The organism is Oceanobacillus longus (genome assembly GCF_042650085.1).
GTDB classification, from domain to species: Bacteria; Bacillota; Bacilli; order Bacillales; family Amphibacillaceae; genus Oceanobacillus; species Oceanobacillus longus.
In genome coordinates this window covers 55,393-73,678 of the sequence record NZ_JBHSAO010000017.1, presented here as the reverse complement: position 1 = coordinate 73,678, position 18,286 = coordinate 55,393, and the positions used below count along the sequence as shown (strand labels likewise).

The window sequence follows — 18,286 nt, the reverse complement described above, 5'->3', positions numbered from 1 at the left end:
ACAAGAAAAAATGTCGGAAATACCAAAAAATAATCATTTTTATATTGACATAAAAAATATAGGATGATACTATATCCAAGGTGCTTCCAATTATGCTTGTTACTTTGGAGGATACTCAAATGTCTTATGAAAAAGTGACGAAAAATAGGTCGCAAATAATTATTGGGACGAAGCAAGCACTTAAAGCTATGCATAATGGCGAAATAATTGAAGTGATTATTGCCGAAGATGCCAACAGGCAAATAACACAAAAAGTAGTCAGTTTAGCAAATGAACTAGGTATACCTTACCAGCATGTGGATTCCATGAAAACACTTGGTGCCGCTTGCGGTATAGAGGTTGGCGCATCTACTGTTGCACTTAGGAAATAAACGTTTTAGCGTCACTTTAAACGCTGAAGCATTATTTTTTACCTAAAGATGAACCACCTGGATGTGTGGTATTACAACCGGTGTTCAGAAAATCTGATTGCTGTTTTAAATTAATAGCTATAATACAAGAAGGGAGGACATAAATAATGCCTACAATTAATCAGTTAGTACGTAAAGGTCGCGTAAGTAAAACTAGAAAGTCTGATTCACCAGCACTAAACAAAGGTTACAATAGTTTCAAAAAGAGACTTACTGACCAAAGTTCTCCACAAAAACGTGGTGTTTGTACTCGTGTTGGTACGTTGACTCCAAAGAAGCCAAACTCAGCGCTTCGTAAATATGCACGTGTTCGTTTGTCTAACAACATGGAAGTAACTGCATACATTCCTGGTATTGGACATAACCTGCAAGAGCACAGTGTTGTACTAATCCGTGGTGGTCGTGTAAAAGATTTACCAGGGGTACGTTATCACATTGTTCGTGGTGCGCTTGATACTGCCGGAGTAGATGGTCGTATGCAAGGACGTTCCAAATACGGTACAAAAAAACCTAAAGCAAAAAAATAATTCTAAATAACATAGATAGGAAAGGAGGATACTAATATGCCTCGTAAAGGACCAGTACCAAAACGTGATGTATTGCCAGATCCGCTTTATAATTCAAAATTAGTAACTCGTTTAATCAATCAAATCATGATTGATGGTAAACGTGGGAAAGCACAAAAAATCCTTTATAATGCGTTTGAACTAGTTGCTGAAAGAAGTGGCCAAAACGCTATGGAAGTTTTTGAGCAAGCAATGAAAAATGTAATGCCTGTACTTGAAGTACGTGCCCGCCGTGTGGGTGGTTCGAACTACCAAGTACCAGTTGAGGTTCGCCCTGAACGCCGTCAGGCATTAGGATTACGTTATATCGTTAACTACTCACGCCTACGCGGAGAAAAAACGATGGAAGAACGTCTTGCTAATGAAATTCTTGATGCTTCTAACAACATAGGAGCTGCCGTTAAGAAACGTGAAGAATTGCATAAAATGGCAGAAGCGAATAAGGCTTTCGCTCACTACCGTTGGTAATATAAATCTAACAAATGGTTTTATAAGGAAGGAGAGGATTACATGGCTAGAGAGTTCTCCTTGGAAAATACGCGTAATATTGGTGTTATGGCCCACATTGATGCGGGTAAGACAACGACTACTGAGCGTATACTTTTCTATACAGGACGCATTCATAAAATTGGCGAAACACACGAAGGTGCTTCACAAATGGACTGGATGGAGCAAGAACAAGAGCGCGGAATTACAATTACTTCCGCAGCGACAACTGCTTCATGGAAAGGTCATCGAATTAACATTATCGATACACCTGGTCACGTAGATTTCACAGTTGAAGTTGAACGTTCATTACGTGTACTTGATGGTGCTGTAACAGTTTTGGATGCACAATCAGGTGTTGAACCACAAACCGAAACAGTATGGCGTCAAGCTACAACATACGGTGTACCGCGTATAGTTTTCATTAATAAAATGGATAAAACCGGTGCTGACTTTCTATACTCCACTGGTACTTTGAGAGATCGTTTAGGTGCTAATGCGCATCCTATACAGATGCCTATCGGTGCTGAAGATGAATTCAATGGAATTATTGACTTGATTAAAATGGAAGCTCATTTCTATTTAGATGATCTTGGAACACGTGAAGAGGCTCGTGAAATTCCTGATGAATATAAAGAACAAGCTGAAGAATTACGTGGAAACTTAATTGAAGCAGTTTCTGAAACAAACGAAGAGCTAATGATGAAATACCTCGAGGGAGAAGAAATCTCAAATGAGGAACTTATTGAAGCGATTCGTATTGCAACATTAAATGTTGATTTCTACCCAGTCTTGTGTGGGTCAGCGTTTAAAAACAAAGGTGTTCAATTAATGCTGGATGCTGTTCTTGCTTATCTTCCAGCTCCAACTGATGTGCCTCCAATTGAAGGTATTGTTCCTGGAACTGAAGAAAAAGTTACTCGTCCATCTTCTGATGATGCACCATTCTCAGCTTTAGCATTTAAAGTTATGACAGATCCATATGTTGGTAAATTAACATTTTTCCGCGTATACTCTGGTACTTTAAATTCTGGATCTTATGTAAGGAACTCTGTGAAGGATAAGCGTGAACGTGTAGGTCGTATCCTGCAAATGCACGCCAACTCCCGTGAAGAGATTGCTGTTGCATATTCTGGAGAAATTGCTGCTGCTGTAGGTCTGAAAGATACTTCAACTGGTGATACGCTTTGTGATGAAAAAGATCTAGTTATCTTAGAATCCATGGACTTTCCAGAGCCAGTTATCTCGGTTGCTATTGAACCAAAAACAAAAGCTGACCAAGATAAAATGGGTACTGCATTAGCTAAATTAGCTGAAGAAGACCCTACTTTCAGAACTGAAACTAATCAAGAAACTGGTCAAACGATTATTTCTGGTATGGGTGAACTTCACCTTGATATCATTGTTGATCGTATGAGACGCGAATTTAAAGTTGAAGCTAATGTTGGTGCACCTCAGGTTTCCTATCGTGAAACATTCCGTGGATCCGCATCAGTGGAAGGTAAATTTGTACGTCAATCTGGTGGACGTGGACAGTTCGGACACGTTTGGGTTAAATTCGAGCCTAATGAAGAAGGCGCAGGATTTGAATTCGAAAACAAGATTGTTGGTGGGGTTGTTCCACGTGAATATATCCCTGCTGTTGAACAAGGTATTCGTGAGTCAATGGCAAACGGTGTCTTAGCTGGATATCCATTGATCGACATTAAAGCTTCTTTATATGATGGAAGCTATCATGATGTTGACTCGAATGAAATGGCGTTTAAAGTTGCTGCTTCAATGGCATTGAAAGCAGCGAAAACAAAATGTGATCCTGTACTTCTTGAACCAATGATGAGAGTTGAAATCGTTATTCCTGAAGAGTATATGGGAGACATCATGGGTGATGTTACTTCACGCCGTGGACGAATTGAAGGTATGGAAGCACGCGGTAATGCACAACTTGTTAAAGGGTTTGTGCCACTTGCTGAAATGTTCGGTTACGCAACAGCATTGCGTTCGAACACACAAGGTCGCGGTACTTACACGATGTCATTCGATCACTATGAAGAAACACCTAAGAGCATTACTGAAGAAATTATCAAGAAAAATGCTGGTCAATAATTGATTTTTTCTATCAATTAACGTATAACAATTAGTAAAGGCTAATGGTATAAACTGCAGTTATTCCATTAGCGTCAGCTAATTATAATTAAATAAAATGTTATTTATTTAAAGGAGGAACTATAAATGGGTAAAGAAAAGTTTGATCGCTCTAAAAGTCACGTGAATGTTGGTACAATCGGACACGTTGACCATGGTAAAACGACATTAACTGCTGCTATTACAACTGTTATGGCTAAAAGAAACGGTAATGGTACTGCAATGGGGTATGACCAAATTGATGGTGCTCCAGAAGAAAAAGAACGTGGAATTACGATCTCAACTTCACACGTAGAATATGAAACTGCAACTCGTCACTATGCACACGTTGACTGCCCAGGTCACGCTGACTACGTTAAAAATATGATTACTGGTGCTGCTCAGATGGATGGAGCTATTCTTGTAGTATCCGCTGCTGATGGCCCAATGCCACAAACTCGTGAGCATATCTTGCTTTCACGTAACGTTGGGGTTCCTACAATCGTAGTATTCCTTAACAAAAAGGATATGGTTGATGACGACGAGCTACTAGAATTAGTAGAAATGGAAGTTCGTGATCTATTAACAGAATACGATTTCCCTGGTGATGATGTACCAGTTGTTAGCGGTTCTGCTCTTAAAGCTCTTGAAGGCGATGAAGAATACGAAGAAAAAATCGTTGAATTGATGGCTGCTGTTGATGAGTATGTTCCAACTCCAGAACGTGATACTGACAAACCATTCATGATGCCTGTTGAGGATGTATTCTCAATCACTGGTCGTGGAACAGTTGCTACTGGACGTGTTGAACGTGGTCAAATTAAAGTCGGAGATGAAGTTGAAATCATCGGTCTTAACGAAGCACCTGGTAAAACGACTGTAACTGGTGTTGAAATGTTCCGTAAGCTTCTTGACTATGCTGAAGCTGGCGATAACATTGGAGCGCTATTACGTGGTGTTGCACGTGAAGATATCAACCGTGGTCAAGTTCTTGCTAAACCTGGTTCGATTACTCCACATACAAACTTCAAATCTGAAGTATATGTATTATCAAAAGAAGAAGGTGGACGTCATACTCCATTCTTCACAAACTATCGCCCGCAGTTCTACTTCCGTACAACTGACGTAACTGGTGTAGTATCACTTCCAGAAGGCGTTGAAATGGTAATGCCTGGTGATAACATTGAAATGACAATTGAATTAATTTCACCAATCGCTATTGAAGACGGTACTCGTTTCTCAATTCGTGAAGGTGGACGTACTGTTGGATCTGGTGTTGTATCATCTATCCAAAAATAATTCAATAACAAGGAAGACAGACAGCGTGACGACGCTGTCTGTTTTTTTGTGTTCATTTTCATTTTTCTCTAGGTGAAGATTACTGCGGTTATTCGTTCCATTTGAAAGGATTAATTTCTTTATCATGATATCTATCGAATACGAGATAAATATGGCTAAGTTTAAATGTAATCAAACTCAGGAATATCATTATGTATGTTTAGCAAGATATTGTGATTCTACGGGTAAATCAGATGTTCCTAATAAAAGTTTAAAAAGAATTTTATATATACTTGCATTGACCGCTAATTCTATGTATAATACAGAAATGCGCAATCGTCTATTACTATTAAAATAATAGGGGTTGCATTGAGACTACATTTTTAGTATAATATTAATGTTGGTCATTTAAGGCGATGATGTGGAAGGTTGTTGGCACACCCGGCCCCTTTGCCATGGCGGGGTGCTAAGGAATTTTCACGGAGAATGTCTGTATGAATATGGGCGAAAAGGAGGGAAAATAATGGCAAAAGAAAAAATTAGAATCCGTTTAAAAGCATATGATCACCGTATTTTAGATCAATCTGCTGAAAAAATTGTTGATACTGCGAAACGTTCCGGTGCTAAAGTATCTGGTCCGATTCCATTGCCAACTGAGAAATCTATCTATACAGTACTGCGCGCGGTGCATAAGTATAAAGATTCTCGCGAACAATTCGAAATGCGTACTCATAAACGTCTAATCGATATTGTTGATCCTACACCAAAGACTGTTGATTCGCTAATGCGTCTTGACTTACCATCTGGTGTGGACATTGAAATTAAACTATAAAACTTAAGTTAAATATAGGAGGTGTAACGGATGACGAAAGGAATCTTAGGTCGTAAAATCGGCATGACTCAGCTTTTTTCTGATAATGGAGAATTGGTGCCAGTAACAGTTATTCAGGCTGAGCCAAACGTAGTTTTGCAAAAGAGAACATTAGAAAATGATGGTTACGAAGCGTTGCAAATCGGTTTTGCAGATAAAAAGGAATCACGTACAAACAAAGCGGAAAAAGGTCATGCTGAAAAAGCAAACACAGCCCCTAAGCGCTACGTTCGTGAAATCCGTGACGCAGAACTTGACAGCTTTGAAATTGGTCAAGAAATCAGCGTTGAAGTTTTTCAGGCCGGAGACAAAGTTGATGTAACAGGGACTTCTAAAGGGAAAGGTTTCCAGGGTGTTATTAAACGTCACGGACAACAACGTGGACCAATGTCCCACGGTTCTCATTTCCATAGATCTCCAGGTTCAATGGGGGATGTTGACCCAATGCGTGTTTTCAAAGGTAAAAACTTACCAGGACACATGGGTGCTGAACAAGTAACTATACAAAACCTTGAAATCGTAAGTGTAGATGCTGAAAAGAATCTTCTACTAGTAAAAGGTAATGTCCCTGGTGCTAAAAAATCTTACGTTCAAGTATCAAGTGCAGTAAAAGGTAACTAATCACACATACGAAGGGAGGATATGTCATGCCAAAAGTAGCACTTTTAAAACAAGATGGAAGTAATGCAGGAGATATCGAATTAAACGATTCCGTTTTCGGTATTGAGCCAAATACACATGTATTGCACGAAGCAGTAGTGATGCAACGAGCTTCATTAAGGCAGGGTACACATGCTGTGAAAAATCGTTCTGATGTTCGCGGTGGTGGTCGTAAGCCGTGGCGTCAAAAAGGAACAGGCCGTGCGCGTCAAGGTTCTATTCGCTCACCACAATGGGTTGGCGGTGGAGTTGTTTTCGGACCTACACCACGCAGCTATAGCTATAAACTACCGAAGAAAGTACGTCGTTTAGCGCTTAAATCTGCATTGTCTTCTAAAGTAAAAGAAGAAAGCTTGTTTGTTTTAGATAGCATCGGATTCGATGTTCCAAAAACAAAAGAAGTTATAAAAATGCTAGATGCTCTTAAAGTTGATACAAAAGTATTGATCGTGACTGCTGATAAAGACGAAAAAGTTATTCGTTCAGCAAATAACCTTCAAACTGTTAAAGTATTAACTGTGGAAGAAATGAATGTACTAGACTTGCTTTCGCATGACAAGCTGATCATTTCTAAAGATGCAGCTGAAAAAGCAGGGGAGGTGCTCGCATAATGAAAGATTCACGTGATGTGATAAAGCGCCCTGTCATTACAGAGAATTCCGCTGACTTAATGGCAGACAAAAAATATACGTTTGAAGTATCTACAAAAGCAAACAAAACTGAGATTAAAGATGCAGTTGAGTTAATTTTTGGTGTCAAGGTAGAAAAAGTCAATACTATGAATATTAAAGGTAAATTTAAGCGAATGGGCCGTTACGGTGGATATCGCTCAAATCGCAAAAAAGCTATCGTACAGCTTACAGAAGACAGTAAAGAACTGGACTTCTTTGAAGCTTAATCCAAAAATATCGTGAAGGAGGGAAAAAGATGGCGATTAAAAAATTCAAACCAACCTCAAACGGTAGACGTAATATGTCTGTTTCAGATTTTGCAGAGATCACTACGGATACTCCTGAGAAATCCCTTTTAGCCCCATTACACAAACATGGTGGTCGTAATAACCAAGGGAGATTAACGGTTCGTCATCAAGGTGGCGGTCATAAACGTCAATACCGTATTATCGACTTTAAACGTGATAAAGATGGTATACCAGGACGCGTTGCTACAGTCGAGTATGATCCAAATCGTTCAGCAAACATTGCATTAATCAATTATGCTGATGGAGAAAAACGTTACATTTTAGCTCCTAAAGGACTAAAAGTAGGGCAGGTAATTGAGTCGGGAGAAGCTGCAGATATCAAATCTGGTAATGCACTTCCACTTGCAAATATTCCTGTAGGTACAGTTATTCACAACATCGAATTAAAACCAGGACGCGGTGGACAAATCGCTCGTTCAGCTGGTGCAGAAGCACAAATTCTAGGCCGTGAAGATAAATACACGCTAGTTCGTTTGTCTTCAGGTGAAGTTCGTTTAATCCTAACTACTTGCCGTGCTACAATCGGTCAGGTTGGTAACATTGAACATGAACTTATCCGCGTTGGTAAAGCTGGTCGTTCACGCTGGAAGGGTATCCGCCCAACCGTTCGTGGTTCTGTAATGAACCCTAATGATCACCCACACGGTGGTGGTGAAGGTCGTGCTCCAATCGGACGTAAATCACCAATGTCACCATGGGGTAAACCAACTCTTGGTTACAAAACGCGTAAACGTAACAAACCGTCTGATAAATATATCGTTCGTAAACGTAAAAAATAAGCGGATTAATGGACGGGAAGTAAGACCCGTCTCTCAATTGCGGAAGGAGGTTTATCCATGGGTCGTAGCTTGAAAAAAGGACCTTTTGCAGATGACCATCTATTAAAGAAAATTGATGTATTGAACGAAGATGACAAGAAACAGGTTGTTAAGACTTGGTCACGTCGCTCAACAATTTTCCCAACATTTATTGGTCATACAATAGCTGTATATGATGGACGCAAACACGTTCCAGTATATGTTACAGAAGATATGGTCGGACATAAATTAGGTGAATTCGCACCAACTCGTACGTATAGAGGACACGCTGGTGACGATAAGAAAACAAAACGTTAATGAGAGGAGGTATCAGGCATGCAAGCTAAAGCCGTTGCGAAATCAGTTCGTATTGCTCCTCGTAAAGTTCGTTTAGTGGTAGATCTAATTCGAGGAAAAAATGTTGGTGAGGCAATTGCCATTTTACGCCATACACAACGCGGTGCTTCTCCAGTCGTAGAAAAAGTTTTGAATTCTGCTGTTGCAAATGCAGAACATAACTATGAAATGGATACAGATAATCTAGTGATTTCTGAAGCATTCGTTAATGAAGGTGCTACATTGAAACGTTTCCGTCCACGTGCACAAGGACGCGCAAGTAAAATTAACAAACGCACAAGCCACATTACAGTTGTGGTAACTGAAAAGAAGGAGGGATAGTCAGTGGGTCAAAAAGTGAATCCAACAGGTCTTCGCATAGGTGTCATTAAAGACTGGGAGTCTAAATGGTATGCTGGTAAAGACTATGCAGACTTACTGCATGAAGATATTAAAATCAGAGAATATCTTGAAAACCGCTTAAGTACAGCTGCTGTTTCTTCTATCGAAATCGAACGTGCAGCAAACCGTGTAAACATTACAATTCACACTGGGAAACCAGGAATGGTAATTGGTAAAGGCGGCTCAGAAGTTGAAGCTCTACGTAAATCATTAAACAGCTTGACAGGCAAGAGAGTTCATATCAATATCGTTGAAATCAAAAAAGTGGATCTCAACGCTAAGTTGGTTGCAGACAACATTGCTCGTCAATTAGAAAATCGTATTTCGTTCCGTCGTGCTCAAAAGCAATCTATCCAACGTGCAATGCGTGGGGGAGCTAAAGGAATTAAAACTCAAGTTTCCGGACGTCTTGGTGGAGCAGATATCGCTCGTGCGGAACATTATAGTGAAGGAACAGTACCACTACACACATTACGTGCTGATATTGACTATGGTACAGCAGAAGCTGATACTACTTATGGTAAATTAGGTGTTAAAGTGTGGATCTATCGTGGAGAAGTCCTTCCAACTAAAACCAACAAATAAGGGAGGGGGCTCATTACTATGTTAATGCCTAAACGTGTTAAATATCGTAGACAACATCGTGGTAAAATGAGAGGCCAAGCAAAAGGTGGCACTACAGTCGCTTTTGGTGAATACGGTTTACAAGCTACAGAAGCTTCTTGGATTACAAGCCGCCAAATTGAGGCAGCTCGTATTGCAATGACTCGTTACATGAAACGTGGCGGTAAAGTCTGGATTAAAATTTTCCCAGATAAGCCATATACTGCAAAACCTCTAGAAGTTCGAATGGGTTCCGGTAAAGGTGCTCCTGAAGGATGGGTAGCAGTAGTTAAACCAGGAAAAATTATGTTTGAAATCGCAGGTGTTCCAGAAGAAGTCGCTCGTGAAGCATTAAGACTTGCATCACATAAACTGCCGATTAAAACTAAATTCGTAAAACGTGAAGAAATTGGTGGTGAAAGCAATGAAGGCTAATGAAATCAGAGATCTAACCACTGCCGAAATTGAACAAAAAGTTAAAGGTTTAAAAGAAGAACTATTTAATTTACGCTTCCAGCTTGCTACTGGTCAGTTGGAAAACACTGCACGTATCCGTGAAGTACGTAAAGGAATCGCACGTATGAAAACAGTTGTACGTCAACGTGAATTAAGCGTAAATAACTGATTCTAAAGAGAGGAGGTTAGCCTCAATGACTGAACGTAATAATCGTAAAGTATATACAGGTCGTGTTGTTTCCGATAAAATGGATAAAACAATTACAGTTTTAATTGAAACTTACAAATTCCATAAACTATATGGCAAACGTGTTAAATATTCTAAGAAATTCAAAGCACATGATGAAAACAACCTTGCTAAAACAGGGGACGTTGTAAGCATTATGGAAACTCGTCCACTTTCAGCTACGAAGCGTTTTCGTTTACTAGAAGTAACCGAAAAAGCGGTAATTATATAATTAAAGTTCGCTCGGAAGGTATCCGAAGGGAGGTCACAGCGTTATGATTCAACAAGAAACTCGTTTAAAAGTTGCAGATAACTCTGGTGCTCGTGAAGTATTGACCATTAAAGTATTGGGTGGATCAGGACGTAAGACTGCTAATATTGGTGATGTAATTGTTTGCACCGTCAAACAAGCAACACCAGGCGGCGTTGTCAAAAAAGGCGAAGTTGTTAAAGCAGTAATCGTACGTACTAAATCTGGTGCACGCCGTAAAGATGGATCATACATCCGTTTTGATGAAAATGCTGCCGTAATTATCCGTGATGATAAAAGTCCAAGAGGAACTCGTATCTTCGGACCAGTTGCACGAGAATTACGTGATGCTAAGTTCATGAAAATCGTATCTCTAGCTCCAGAAGTATTATAAGAATGAATTACCTTGTCAAGGAGGTGCGTTAAGAATGCATGTAAAAAAAGGTGATAAAGTAAAAGTATTATCCGGTAAAGACCGCGGTAAATCAGGCACTATATTAGAAGCATTTCCGAAAAAAGAGCGTGTGCTTGTAGAAGGAATCAATATGATTCAAAAGCATGCGAAACCTTCTCAAGAGAATCCCCAAGGCGGAATTCTTAACATGGAAGCTCCAATTCATGTTTCTAATGTAATGCCAATCGATCCAAAATCCGGTGAGCCAACTCGTGTTGGATATGAAGTACGAGACGGAAAGAAAGTCCGCATCGCTAAAAAATCCGGTGAAGCATTAGATAAATAATTTAGCGACGAAAGGAGGGCGCCACTATGAACCAATTAAAACAAAAATACCAAGATGAAATTTCAACATCATTAATGAATAAATTCAATTATGATTCTGTTATGCAAGTACCAAAAGTAGATAAAATTGTTATTAACATGGGTGTTGGTGATGCAGTTCAAAATTCAAAAGCATTGGATAGTGCTGTTGAGGAACTTTCTTTAATTTCTGGTCAGAAACCATTAATCACTCGTGCAAAGAAATCGATTGCTGGTTTCCGTCTTCGTGAAGGAATGCCGATTGGGGCAAAAGTAACACTTCGCGGTGAGCGTATGTATGACTTCCTTCAAAAGTTGATTGATGTATCACTTCCACGTGTACGTGATTTCCGTGGTATTTCCAAAAAAGCTTTTGATGGCCGTGGTAACTACACATTAGGTGTTAAAGAACAACTGATTTTCCCAGAAATTAACTATGATAAGGTAAGCAAAGTTCGTGGTATGGATATCGTTATAGTAACAACATCTAATACTGACGAAGAAGCTCGTGAACTTTTAGCTCAGCTAGGCATGCCTTTCCAAAAATAAGCTAAGAGCTAATACAAGGAGGGAAAATTGTGGCTAAAAAATCGATGATTGCGAAACAAAAACGTACTCACAAATATAAAGTACAAGAATACACACGCTGTGAGCGTTGTGGTCGTCCGCATTCTGTAATCCGTAAATTTAAACTTTGCCGTATTTGTTTCCGTGAACTTGCCTATAAAGGTCAAATTCCTGGTGTCAAAAAAGCAAGCTGGTAAACCCCGATTCGGGAAGGAGGTAATTAGTAATGGTTATGACAGATCCAATCGCAGATATGCTTACTCGCATTCGTAATGCAAATATGGTAAAACATGAAAAATTAGAGCTTCCTGCTTCTAACATGAAAAAAGAGATCGCTGATATCCTGAAACGTGAAGGTTTTGTTAAAGATTATGAACTAGTCGAAGACAACAAACAAGGTGTTTTGCGTATCTTCCTTAAATATAGCACGACTGAAGACAGAGTAATTACAGGTATCAAACGTATCAGTAAACCAGGATTGCGCGTATACGCTAAAGCAGACGAAGTACCACGTGTACTTAATGGTTTAGGTATAGCTATCGTATCAACATCTAAAGGTGTGTTATCTGACAAAGAAGCACGTTCACAAGCTGTTGGTGGCGAAGTTCTAGCGTATGTTTGGTAATTAACATTTTTTAATAAGGAGGTGCATGGAATGTCTCGTATAGGACTTAAACCGGTTGAAATTCCAGAAGGTGTAGAAATTAAACTTAATGGCACTACGGTTACTGTTAAAGGACCAAAAGGTGAATTAACTAGAGAACTGCACCAAGATATGAAAGTTAATATTGAAGGTAACGTGCTTACAGTTGAACGTCCAAGTGACCATAAAGATCATCGTGCTTTACACGGAACTACTCGTAGCCTAATTAACAACATGGTAGAAGGCGTAAGTAAAGGTTTCGAAAAATCACTTGAAATTATTGGTGTTGGTTATCGTGCGCAAAAACAAGGAAACAAACTTGTGATTAACGCTGGTTATTCACATCCAATTGAAATCGATCCAATTGATGGCATCGAAATTGATGTTCCTAAAAACACGCAATTAATTATAAAAGGTATTGATAAAGAACTTGTTGGAGCAATTGCTTCTAACATTAGAGCAATCAGACCACCAGAACCTTACAAAGGTAAAGGTATTCGTTACACTAATGAACATGTTCGTCGTAAAGAAGGTAAAACTGCTAAGTAAGATTAGTTAGGGAGCAGAAAGGAGTGACCTAGATGATCACAAAACCTGATAAAAATATTATTCGTAAAAAGAGACATGGCCGTGTTCGTAAAAACCTTTTTGGTACAGCCGAGCGTCCGCGTCTAAACGTATTTCGTTCCAATAAAAATATTTATGCTCAATTGATAGATGATATTAATGGAGTAACTGTAGCAAGTGCTTCAACTGCTGACAAAGAGCTAAATATTAGCGGTGGTGCTAATATTGAAGCTGCTAAGCAAGTTGGAGAAGCTATTGCTAAACGTGCTAAAGATAATGGTTACAAATCGGTTGTATTTGACCGTGGAGGATATCTTTATCATGGACGTATTCAAGCATTGGCAGATGCTGCCCGCGAGGCAGGTCTTGAATTTTAATCGATAAGGAGGGAACCATTGTATGAAAACTAACATCGATGCTAACAAACTAGATTTGGAAGAACGCGTTGTTACGATCAACCGAGTAGCTAAAGTAGTAAAAGGTGGACGTCGCTTCCGTTTTGCAGCACTAGTAGTTGTTGGAGATAAAAACGGTCATGTAGGTTTCGGTACTGGTAAAGCACAAGAAGTACCTGAAGCAATTAAAAAAGCAGTTGATGATGCGAAGAAAAACTTGATTACTGTACCAATCGTTGGAACTACAATTCCTCACCAAATTAATGGACGTTTCGGTTCTGGTAATGTATTGATGAAGCCAGCTTCAGAAGGTACTGGAGTTATCTCCGGTGGCCCGGTTCGTGCTATTTTAGAACTTGCTGGTGTAGGTGATATCTTAACAAAATCACTTGGTTCTAACACACCAATTAATATGATCCGTGCAACATTAAATGGCTTAACAAACTTAAAAACAGCTGAAGACGTAGCAAAATTACGTGGAAAGTCTGTAGAAGAACTGTTAGGATAAGGAGGGAAACACTATGTCTAAAAAATTAGAAATAACCCTCACTCGCAGTGTCATTGGTGGTTCAGCAGTTCAAAAAGGAACTGTAGAAGCATTAGGGTTAAAGAAAATTCGTCAATCCGTTGTACGTGAAGATACTCCAGCCATTCGTGGTATGGTAAATAAAGTGTCCCACTTATTGACAGTTAAAGAAATTTAATTATACATTAGCGTAAAGAGGAGGTGCTCGCATGAAACTTCATGAATTGAAGGCAGCAGAAGGAACTCGTAAAGAGAGAAATCGTGTTGGACGTGGTACGTCTTCTGGTAACGGAAAAACTTCCGGCCGTGGACACAAAGGACAAAAAGCACGTTCAGGCGGTGGTGTACGTCCGGGCTTTGAAGGTGGACAAATGCCTTTATTCCAACGTCTACCTAAACGCGGATTTACAAACATCAATCGCAAAGAATATTCAATCGTAAACTTAGATACGTTAAATCGCTTTGAAGAAGGCACTGAAATTACACCTGAGCTATTACTTGAAAATGGTGTCGTAAGCAAACTTAATGCCGGTATTAAAATACTTGGTAAAGGCGCTATCGAGAAAAAGTTAAAAGTAAAAGCTCATAAGTTCTCAACTTCAGCTAAAGAAGCAATTGAGGCAGCGGGCGGTCAAACCGAGGTGATTTAATGTTTCGTACAATCTCCAATTTTATGCGCGTAGCTGATATTAGACGAAAGATAATTTTTACATTATTAATGTTAATTGTATTTCGCCTAGGTACATTTATACCTGTACCGTTTACTGATAAAGCAGCAATTGATTTTATGAACCAGCAAAATGTATTTGGGTTTATGAACACCTTTGGTGGTGGAGCCCTTCAAAACTTCTCGATCTTTGCGATGGGAATTATGCCGTACATTACAGCATCCATCATTATGCAGTTATTGCAAATGGATGTTGTACCTAAATTTACCGAATGGAAAAAACAAGGTGAAATGGGTCGTAAAAAAATTGCGCAGGTTACTCGCTACGGAACGATTGTTCTTGCCTTTGTTCAAGCAATTGCAATGTCAGTTGGATTCAACGCGATGGCTGGTGGCTTGTTAATAGCTGATCCTAGCTTTATGAAATTTCTTATCATTGCTATTGTACTAACAGCTGGAACTGCATTCTTAATGTGGGTTGGGGAACAAATCACTGCACATGGTGTCGGCAACGGAATCTCTATTTTAATTTTTGCTGGTATCGTAGCTGCTGTACCTAATGGTGTTGGTCAACTTTACACTCAGTATTTTGTTAATCCTGGAGATGAGTTGTTCATAAATATCATTATCGTTCTATTGATTGTATTAGTTGCTGTTGCTGTAACAGTTGGAGTTATTTTTGTAAACCAGGCATTAAGGAAAATTCCAATCCAGTATGCAAAAAAGACAGTTAATCGTTCTCCAGTAGGTGGTCAATCCACACATTTACCTATAAAAGTAAATGCTGCGGGTGTTATACCTGTAATCTTTGCGATTGCATTTATGATTGCACCGACAACGATTGCTGGTTTCTTTGAAGGTAATCAAATTGCTCAGACAATATCATATATATTTGATTACACGCAGCCGGTTGGTATGGTAATATATGTAGCATTAATTATTGCTTTCACGTATTTCTATACATTCATTCAGGTAAATCCTGAACAGATGGCTGAAAACTTGCAAAAACAAGGTGGATATATACCTGGTATAAGACCTGGGAATAATACAGAGAAATATCTGACCCGTGTTATGTATCGCTTAACATTTGTAGGTGCACTATTTCTAGCGGCAGTTTCTGTATTTCCTATGATTTTAGGTGGTCTTGCTAATCTGCCAACAGCAGTACAAATAGGTGGCACAAGTTTACTAATCGTTGTAGGGGTAGCATTACAAACAATGAAACAACTAGAGAGTCAATTAGTGAAGCGTCACTACAAAGGATTTATTAAGTAATTTCCTGCTGCCAATGAGAGCGAGGGAAAAATATTGAATTTAATTTTAATGGGGTTACCTGGTGCTGGAAAAGGTACGCAGGCTGAGAAAATAAATAGAAAATATAACATCCCACATATTTCAACAGGGGATATGTTCCGACTGGCTATCAAAGAGGGTACTGACCTTGGTATGAAAGCTAAGGAATATATGGATCAAGGTGATCTTGTTCCGGATGAAGTAACCATTGGAATTGTAAAAGAACGTCTAAGCAAAGCTGATTGTGTGAATGGATTTCTACTGGATGGTTTTCCAAGAACCATTGCTCAAGCAGAAGCTTTACAACAACTTCTAACTGATTTAAACCGATCTATAGATTATGTTTTACATGTAGATGTACCAGAAGAAAAATTGGTAGAGCGTTTAACAGGACGGAGAATTTGTCCAACTTGCGGAACTACGTATCATGTTGTATACAATCCTCCAAAACAGGAAGGCGTATGTGATAATGATGGTTCTAAGTTAATTCAACGGGATGACGATCAACCAGAGACGGTTAAGAAACGTTTATCCGTTAATATAGAGCAAACACAACCGTTACTTGATTTTTACCAGGATAAAGGATATCTTTTGAAGGTAGATGGAGATCGAGACATTGAAGTAGTCTTTCAAGATATTCAAACTATATTGGAAAAATAAGTCATTTATTGTTTGTGATACAGATAAGATGCATTTCTATCTCTGAGTGTTATAATAAATGACGTGAGTTAACGAGAAAAAATGTATTACTTTATATAAAGTGACGCAGGATTATAAATAGTTACTCGATTTTCTATATAAACTATAGCCTAAGTGATGGTGAGCGCTGTTGTACGAGAATGATTCGATTCCAATGAAGGGTCAGATTGTTCGTATTAAGCAAGGACGCGATGCGGGTCAGTATGCAGTTGTTATTGCAATTGTGGATGATCGGTTTGTTCTGCTGGCCGACGGGGAAAAGCGCAAAACGAATAGACCAAAGAAGAAGAATCTGCATCATATTGAGACGATGGATTATGTTTCACCAGAAGTCCAAAACAGCCTTCTAGAAACTGGTCGTGTCACAAATGGGAAATTGCGATTTGCCATAACGAAATTTATAGGTGAGGTTGTGACTGATTTGAAGAAGGGAGATCAACACGATGGCGAAAGATGATGTAATTGAAGTTGAAGGTACCGTAAAGGATACATTGCCAAATGCGATGTTTAAAGTTGAGCTTGAAAATGGCCATACGGTCTTAGCGCATGTATCTGGCAAAATCCGTATGCATTTTATCCGCATATTACCGGGTGATAAAGTAACGGTTGAACTTTCTCCGTATGATTTAACCAGAGGGCGAATTACGTACCGTTATAAATAAACGAGCTCCGATATAAAAGGAGGTAAAGATGATGAAAGTAAGAGCATCTGTTAAACCAATTTGCGAAAAATGCAAAGTCATCAAACGCAAAGGCAAAGTAATGGTGATTTGTGAAAATCCGAAACACAAACAAAAACAAGGCTAAAAAACAGGAGGTGCTTATGTTCTATGGCACGTATTGCAGGTATTGATATTCCACGTGATAAACGTGTAGTAATTTCACTCACTTACATTTATGGAATTGGAAAAGTTACCGCACAGAAAGTCCTTAAAGAAGCAGGCGTTTCTGAAGACACTCGTGTACGTGATTTAACAGAAGAAGAGTTAGGTAAAATCCGTCAAGCGATGGAAGAGTTTAACACGGAAGGTGATCTTCGTCGTGAAGTTTCACTTAACATCAAACGTCTAATCGAAATCGGTTCTTATAGAGGTATTCGTCACCGTCGCGGTTTACCAGTTCGTGGACAACATACGAAAAACAACTCACGTACTCGTAAAGGCCCACGTCGTACAATGGCTAATAAGAAAAAGTAAAGTAAGGAGGTAAGCTAATCAATGGCACGTAAAACTAATACACGTAAACGTCGTGTGAAAAAGAATATTGAGTCGGGTATAGCACATATCCGTTCTACATTTAATAATACAATTGTTACAATTACAGATACACGCGGTAACGCTGTTGGATGGAGTTCTGCTGGTGCATTAGGCTTCAGAGGATCTCGTAAATCTACCCCTTTTGCAGCTCAAATGGCAGCTGAAACTGCTGCAAAAACAGCAGTTGAAAATGGCATGAAAACATTAGAAGTTACTGTTAAAGGCCCAGGTGCTGGTCGTGAAGCTGCGATTCGTTCACTTCAAGCGGCAGGTTTGGAAGTTACTGCAATTGTTGATGTAACACCAGTTCCTCATAATGGTTGCCGCCCACCAAAACGTCGTCGTGTTTAATTATACCGTATAGAATTTGTCACCCTGTCTATAATGGGTTATGATAGCTTAAATATAAAGCAATGATCTAACAGCATTCAAGACAGCATTGTACGAAAGAAATACAGGTAGCGCAGAAACGCCA

The 18,286-nt window shown here is 39.2% G+C and carries 33 protein-coding genes; all 33 read left to right on the top strand.

Annotation, left to right across the window (positions count from 1 at the left end; all coding sequences use genetic code 11):
• The first annotated feature begins 119 nt into the window (after window positions 1-119).
• The 33 genes from ACFOUV_RS17995 (at window position 120) to rpsK (ending at window position 18,162) form a co-directional block, all read left to right on the top strand.
• Window positions 120-371, top strand: a complete 252-nt coding sequence (locus ACFOUV_RS17995) for a ribosomal L7Ae/L30e/S12e/Gadd45 family protein (protein WP_379498163.1) — start codon at window positions 120-122, stop codon at window positions 369-371.
• A gap of 146 nt (window positions 372-517) precedes the next feature.
• Window positions 518-937: a 30S ribosomal protein S12 gene (gene rpsL / locus ACFOUV_RS17990; RefSeq protein ID WP_379498162.1), complete on the top strand. Its 420-nt coding sequence runs from the start codon at window positions 518-520 to the stop codon at window positions 935-937.
• Window positions 938-973: 36 nt separating this feature from the next.
• Window positions 974-1,444 (top strand): 30S ribosomal protein S7, encoded by a 471-nt coding sequence (rpsG, locus tag ACFOUV_RS17985; RefSeq protein WP_379498161.1) that lies wholly within the window; start codon window positions 974-976, stop codon window positions 1,442-1,444.
• A gap of 42 nt (window positions 1,445-1,486) precedes the next feature.
• Window positions 1,487-3,565, top strand: coding sequence for an elongation factor G (fusA, locus tag ACFOUV_RS17980; protein ID WP_379498160.1), 2,079 nt, complete (start codon window positions 1,487-1,489; stop codon window positions 3,563-3,565).
• A gap of 126 nt (window positions 3,566-3,691) precedes the next feature.
• Window positions 3,692-4,882 carry an elongation factor Tu gene (tuf, locus tag ACFOUV_RS17975; protein WP_379498159.1) on the top strand — a complete coding sequence of 397 codons (1,191 nt, stop codon included), beginning with the start codon at window positions 3,692-3,694 and terminating at the stop codon, window positions 4,880-4,882.
• A gap of 502 nt (window positions 4,883-5,384) precedes the next feature.
• A complete protein-coding gene (gene rpsJ / locus ACFOUV_RS17970; protein ID WP_067729219.1) occupies window positions 5,385-5,693 on the top strand; it encodes a 30S ribosomal protein S10 in 309 nt (102 codons plus the stop codon).
• A gap of 30 nt (window positions 5,694-5,723) precedes the next feature.
• Window positions 5,724-6,353 (top strand): 50S ribosomal protein L3, encoded by a 630-nt coding sequence (rplC, locus tag ACFOUV_RS17965; RefSeq protein ID WP_379498158.1) that lies wholly within the window; start codon window positions 5,724-5,726, stop codon window positions 6,351-6,353.
• A gap of 26 nt (window positions 6,354-6,379) precedes the next feature.
• Window positions 6,380-7,003 (top strand): 50S ribosomal protein L4, encoded by a 624-nt coding sequence (gene rplD / locus ACFOUV_RS17960; RefSeq protein ID WP_379498157.1) that lies wholly within the window; start codon window positions 6,380-6,382, stop codon window positions 7,001-7,003.
• Window positions 7,003-7,290: a 50S ribosomal protein L23 gene (gene rplW / locus ACFOUV_RS17955; protein WP_379498156.1), complete on the top strand. Its 288-nt coding sequence runs from the start codon at window positions 7,003-7,005 to the stop codon at window positions 7,288-7,290. The genes rplD and rplW overlap by 1 nt, the downstream gene beginning before the upstream one ends.
• 29 nt (window positions 7,291-7,319) lie before the next feature.
• On the top strand, window positions 7,320-8,150 hold the full coding sequence (gene rplB, locus ACFOUV_RS17950) for a 50S ribosomal protein L2 (RefSeq protein WP_379498155.1): 831 nt from the start codon (window positions 7,320-7,322) through the stop codon (window positions 8,148-8,150).
• A 57-nt stretch (window positions 8,151-8,207) separates the two neighbouring features.
• A complete protein-coding gene (gene rpsS / locus ACFOUV_RS17945) occupies window positions 8,208-8,486 on the top strand; it encodes a 30S ribosomal protein S19 (protein WP_379498154.1) in 279 nt (92 codons plus the stop codon).
• Window positions 8,487-8,504: 18 nt separating this feature from the next.
• Complete coding sequence (rplV, locus tag ACFOUV_RS17940) at window positions 8,505-8,846, top strand: 50S ribosomal protein L22 (RefSeq protein ID WP_379498153.1); 342 nt, start codon at window positions 8,505-8,507, stop codon at window positions 8,844-8,846.
• 3 nt (window positions 8,847-8,849) lie between these two features.
• Window positions 8,850-9,491: a 30S ribosomal protein S3 gene (gene rpsC / locus ACFOUV_RS17935; RefSeq protein WP_379498152.1), complete on the top strand. Its 642-nt coding sequence runs from the start codon at window positions 8,850-8,852 to the stop codon at window positions 9,489-9,491.
• 18 nt (window positions 9,492-9,509) lie between these two features.
• A complete protein-coding gene (rplP, locus tag ACFOUV_RS17930) occupies window positions 9,510-9,944 on the top strand; it encodes a 50S ribosomal protein L16 (protein ID WP_036578664.1) in 435 nt (144 codons plus the stop codon).
• A complete protein-coding gene (rpmC, locus tag ACFOUV_RS17925; protein WP_379498151.1) occupies window positions 9,934-10,134 on the top strand; it encodes a 50S ribosomal protein L29 in 201 nt (66 codons plus the stop codon). The genes rplP and rpmC overlap by 11 nt, the downstream gene beginning before the upstream one ends.
• Before the next feature lie 25 nt (window positions 10,135-10,159).
• On the top strand, window positions 10,160-10,423 hold the full coding sequence (rpsQ, locus tag ACFOUV_RS17920) for a 30S ribosomal protein S17 (protein ID WP_379498150.1): 264 nt from the start codon (window positions 10,160-10,162) through the stop codon (window positions 10,421-10,423).
• A gap of 43 nt (window positions 10,424-10,466) precedes the next feature.
• Complete coding sequence (gene rplN / locus ACFOUV_RS17915) at window positions 10,467-10,835, top strand: 50S ribosomal protein L14 (protein ID WP_036578659.1); 369 nt, start codon at window positions 10,467-10,469, stop codon at window positions 10,833-10,835.
• Window positions 10,836-10,869: 34 nt separating this feature from the next.
• Window positions 10,870-11,181, top strand: a complete 312-nt coding sequence (gene rplX, locus ACFOUV_RS17910) for a 50S ribosomal protein L24 (protein ID WP_379498149.1) — start codon at window positions 10,870-10,872, stop codon at window positions 11,179-11,181.
• Between the two features lie 26 nt (window positions 11,182-11,207).
• Entirely contained in the window at window positions 11,208-11,747 is a 540-nt protein-coding gene (gene rplE / locus ACFOUV_RS17905; protein ID WP_379498148.1) for a 50S ribosomal protein L5, read from the top strand.
• Between the two features lie 29 nt (window positions 11,748-11,776).
• A complete protein-coding gene (gene rpsN, locus ACFOUV_RS17900; protein WP_379498147.1) occupies window positions 11,777-11,962 on the top strand; it encodes a 30S ribosomal protein S14 in 186 nt (61 codons plus the stop codon).
• Window positions 11,963-11,991: 29 nt separating this feature from the next.
• Window positions 11,992-12,390, top strand: coding sequence for a 30S ribosomal protein S8 (gene rpsH, locus ACFOUV_RS17895; RefSeq protein WP_379498146.1), 399 nt, complete (start codon window positions 11,992-11,994; stop codon window positions 12,388-12,390).
• A gap of 30 nt (window positions 12,391-12,420) precedes the next feature.
• On the top strand, window positions 12,421-12,957 hold the full coding sequence (gene rplF, locus ACFOUV_RS17890; RefSeq protein WP_379498145.1) for a 50S ribosomal protein L6: 537 nt from the start codon (window positions 12,421-12,423) through the stop codon (window positions 12,955-12,957).
• Window positions 12,958-12,989: 32 nt separating this feature from the next.
• Entirely contained in the window at window positions 12,990-13,352 is a 363-nt protein-coding gene (gene rplR, locus ACFOUV_RS17885) for a 50S ribosomal protein L18 (protein WP_379498144.1), read from the top strand.
• Between the two features lie 22 nt (window positions 13,353-13,374).
• Window positions 13,375-13,878: a 30S ribosomal protein S5 gene (gene rpsE, locus ACFOUV_RS17880; RefSeq protein WP_379498143.1), complete on the top strand. Its 504-nt coding sequence runs from the start codon at window positions 13,375-13,377 to the stop codon at window positions 13,876-13,878.
• A 13-nt stretch (window positions 13,879-13,891) separates the two neighbouring features.
• Window positions 13,892-14,074 (top strand): 50S ribosomal protein L30, encoded by a 183-nt coding sequence (rpmD, locus tag ACFOUV_RS17875; protein WP_379498142.1) that lies wholly within the window; start codon window positions 13,892-13,894, stop codon window positions 14,072-14,074.
• 31 nt (window positions 14,075-14,105) lie between these two features.
• Entirely contained in the window at window positions 14,106-14,546 is a 441-nt protein-coding gene (gene rplO / locus ACFOUV_RS17870) for a 50S ribosomal protein L15 (RefSeq protein ID WP_379498141.1), read from the top strand.
• A complete protein-coding gene (secY, locus tag ACFOUV_RS17865; protein WP_379498140.1) occupies window positions 14,546-15,838 on the top strand; it encodes a preprotein translocase subunit SecY in 1,293 nt (430 codons plus the stop codon). Before rplO ends, secY begins: the two co-directional genes overlap by 1 nt.
• A 33-nt stretch (window positions 15,839-15,871) precedes the next feature.
• A complete protein-coding gene (locus tag ACFOUV_RS17860; RefSeq protein WP_379498139.1) occupies window positions 15,872-16,516 on the top strand; it encodes an adenylate kinase in 645 nt (214 codons plus the stop codon).
• Between the two features lie 169 nt (window positions 16,517-16,685).
• Window positions 16,686-17,012 carry a KOW motif-containing protein gene (locus ACFOUV_RS17855; RefSeq protein ID WP_379498138.1) on the top strand — a complete coding sequence of 109 codons (327 nt, stop codon included), beginning with the start codon at window positions 16,686-16,688 and terminating at the stop codon, window positions 17,010-17,012.
• Window positions 16,999-17,217 (top strand): translation initiation factor IF-1, encoded by a 219-nt coding sequence (gene infA / locus ACFOUV_RS17850; RefSeq protein WP_379498137.1) that lies wholly within the window; start codon window positions 16,999-17,001, stop codon window positions 17,215-17,217. Before ACFOUV_RS17855 ends, infA begins: the two co-directional genes overlap by 14 nt.
• 31 nt (window positions 17,218-17,248) lie before the next feature.
• Window positions 17,249-17,362, top strand: a complete 114-nt coding sequence (gene rpmJ / locus ACFOUV_RS17845) for a 50S ribosomal protein L36 (RefSeq protein ID WP_010095733.1) — start codon at window positions 17,249-17,251, stop codon at window positions 17,360-17,362.
• Between the two features lie 23 nt (window positions 17,363-17,385).
• Entirely contained in the window at window positions 17,386-17,751 is a 366-nt protein-coding gene (rpsM, locus tag ACFOUV_RS17840) for a 30S ribosomal protein S13 (protein WP_379498136.1), read from the top strand.
• A 21-nt stretch (window positions 17,752-17,772) separates the two neighbouring features.
• Window positions 17,773-18,162, top strand: a complete 390-nt coding sequence (gene rpsK, locus ACFOUV_RS17835) for a 30S ribosomal protein S11 (RefSeq protein WP_379498135.1) — start codon at window positions 17,773-17,775, stop codon at window positions 18,160-18,162.
• Window positions 18,163-18,286: the final 124 nt, after the last annotated feature.

Coding starts and splice junctions, on each gene's coding strand:
- ACFOUV_RS17995 (WP_379498163.1), top strand. CDS start 120: ATGTCTTATGAAAAAGTGACGAAAAATAGGTCGCAAATAATTATTGGG.
- rpsL (WP_379498162.1), top strand. CDS start 518: ATGCCTACAATTAATCAGTTAGTACGTAAAGGTCGCGTAAGTAAAACT.
- rpsG (WP_379498161.1), top strand. CDS start 974: ATGCCTCGTAAAGGACCAGTACCAAAACGTGATGTATTGCCAGATCCG.
- fusA (WP_379498160.1), top strand. CDS start 1,487: ATGGCTAGAGAGTTCTCCTTGGAAAATACGCGTAATATTGGTGTTATG.
- tuf (WP_379498159.1), top strand. CDS start 3,692: ATGGGTAAAGAAAAGTTTGATCGCTCTAAAAGTCACGTGAATGTTGGT.
- rpsJ (WP_067729219.1), top strand. CDS start 5,385: ATGGCAAAAGAAAAAATTAGAATCCGTTTAAAAGCATATGATCACCGT.
- rplC (WP_379498158.1), top strand. CDS start 5,724: ATGACGAAAGGAATCTTAGGTCGTAAAATCGGCATGACTCAGCTTTTT.
- rplD (WP_379498157.1), top strand. CDS start 6,380: ATGCCAAAAGTAGCACTTTTAAAACAAGATGGAAGTAATGCAGGAGAT.
- rplW (WP_379498156.1), top strand. CDS start 7,003: ATGAAAGATTCACGTGATGTGATAAAGCGCCCTGTCATTACAGAGAAT.
- rplB (WP_379498155.1), top strand. CDS start 7,320: ATGGCGATTAAAAAATTCAAACCAACCTCAAACGGTAGACGTAATATG.
- rpsS (WP_379498154.1), top strand. CDS start 8,208: ATGGGTCGTAGCTTGAAAAAAGGACCTTTTGCAGATGACCATCTATTA.
- rplV (WP_379498153.1), top strand. CDS start 8,505: ATGCAAGCTAAAGCCGTTGCGAAATCAGTTCGTATTGCTCCTCGTAAA.
- rplP (WP_036578664.1), top strand. CDS start 9,510: ATGTTAATGCCTAAACGTGTTAAATATCGTAGACAACATCGTGGTAAA.
- rpmC (WP_379498151.1), top strand. CDS start 9,934: ATGAAGGCTAATGAAATCAGAGATCTAACCACTGCCGAAATTGAACAA.
- rpsQ (WP_379498150.1), top strand. CDS start 10,160: ATGACTGAACGTAATAATCGTAAAGTATATACAGGTCGTGTTGTTTCC.
- rplN (WP_036578659.1), top strand. CDS start 10,467: ATGATTCAACAAGAAACTCGTTTAAAAGTTGCAGATAACTCTGGTGCT.
- rplX (WP_379498149.1), top strand. CDS start 10,870: ATGCATGTAAAAAAAGGTGATAAAGTAAAAGTATTATCCGGTAAAGAC.
- rplE (WP_379498148.1), top strand. CDS start 11,208: ATGAACCAATTAAAACAAAAATACCAAGATGAAATTTCAACATCATTA.
- rpsH (WP_379498146.1), top strand. CDS start 11,992: ATGGTTATGACAGATCCAATCGCAGATATGCTTACTCGCATTCGTAAT.
- rplF (WP_379498145.1), top strand. CDS start 12,421: ATGTCTCGTATAGGACTTAAACCGGTTGAAATTCCAGAAGGTGTAGAA.
- rplR (WP_379498144.1), top strand. CDS start 12,990: ATGATCACAAAACCTGATAAAAATATTATTCGTAAAAAGAGACATGGC.
- rpsE (WP_379498143.1), top strand. CDS start 13,375: ATGAAAACTAACATCGATGCTAACAAACTAGATTTGGAAGAACGCGTT.
- rpmD (WP_379498142.1), top strand. CDS start 13,892: ATGTCTAAAAAATTAGAAATAACCCTCACTCGCAGTGTCATTGGTGGT.
- rplO (WP_379498141.1), top strand. CDS start 14,106: ATGAAACTTCATGAATTGAAGGCAGCAGAAGGAACTCGTAAAGAGAGA.
- secY (WP_379498140.1), top strand. CDS start 14,546: ATGTTTCGTACAATCTCCAATTTTATGCGCGTAGCTGATATTAGACGA.
- infA (WP_379498137.1), top strand. CDS start 16,999: ATGGCGAAAGATGATGTAATTGAAGTTGAAGGTACCGTAAAGGATACA.
- rpmJ (WP_010095733.1), top strand. CDS start 17,249: ATGAAAGTAAGAGCATCTGTTAAACCAATTTGCGAAAAATGCAAAGTC.
- rpsM (WP_379498136.1), top strand. CDS start 17,386: ATGGCACGTATTGCAGGTATTGATATTCCACGTGATAAACGTGTAGTA.
- rpsK (WP_379498135.1), top strand. CDS start 17,773: ATGGCACGTAAAACTAATACACGTAAACGTCGTGTGAAAAAGAATATT.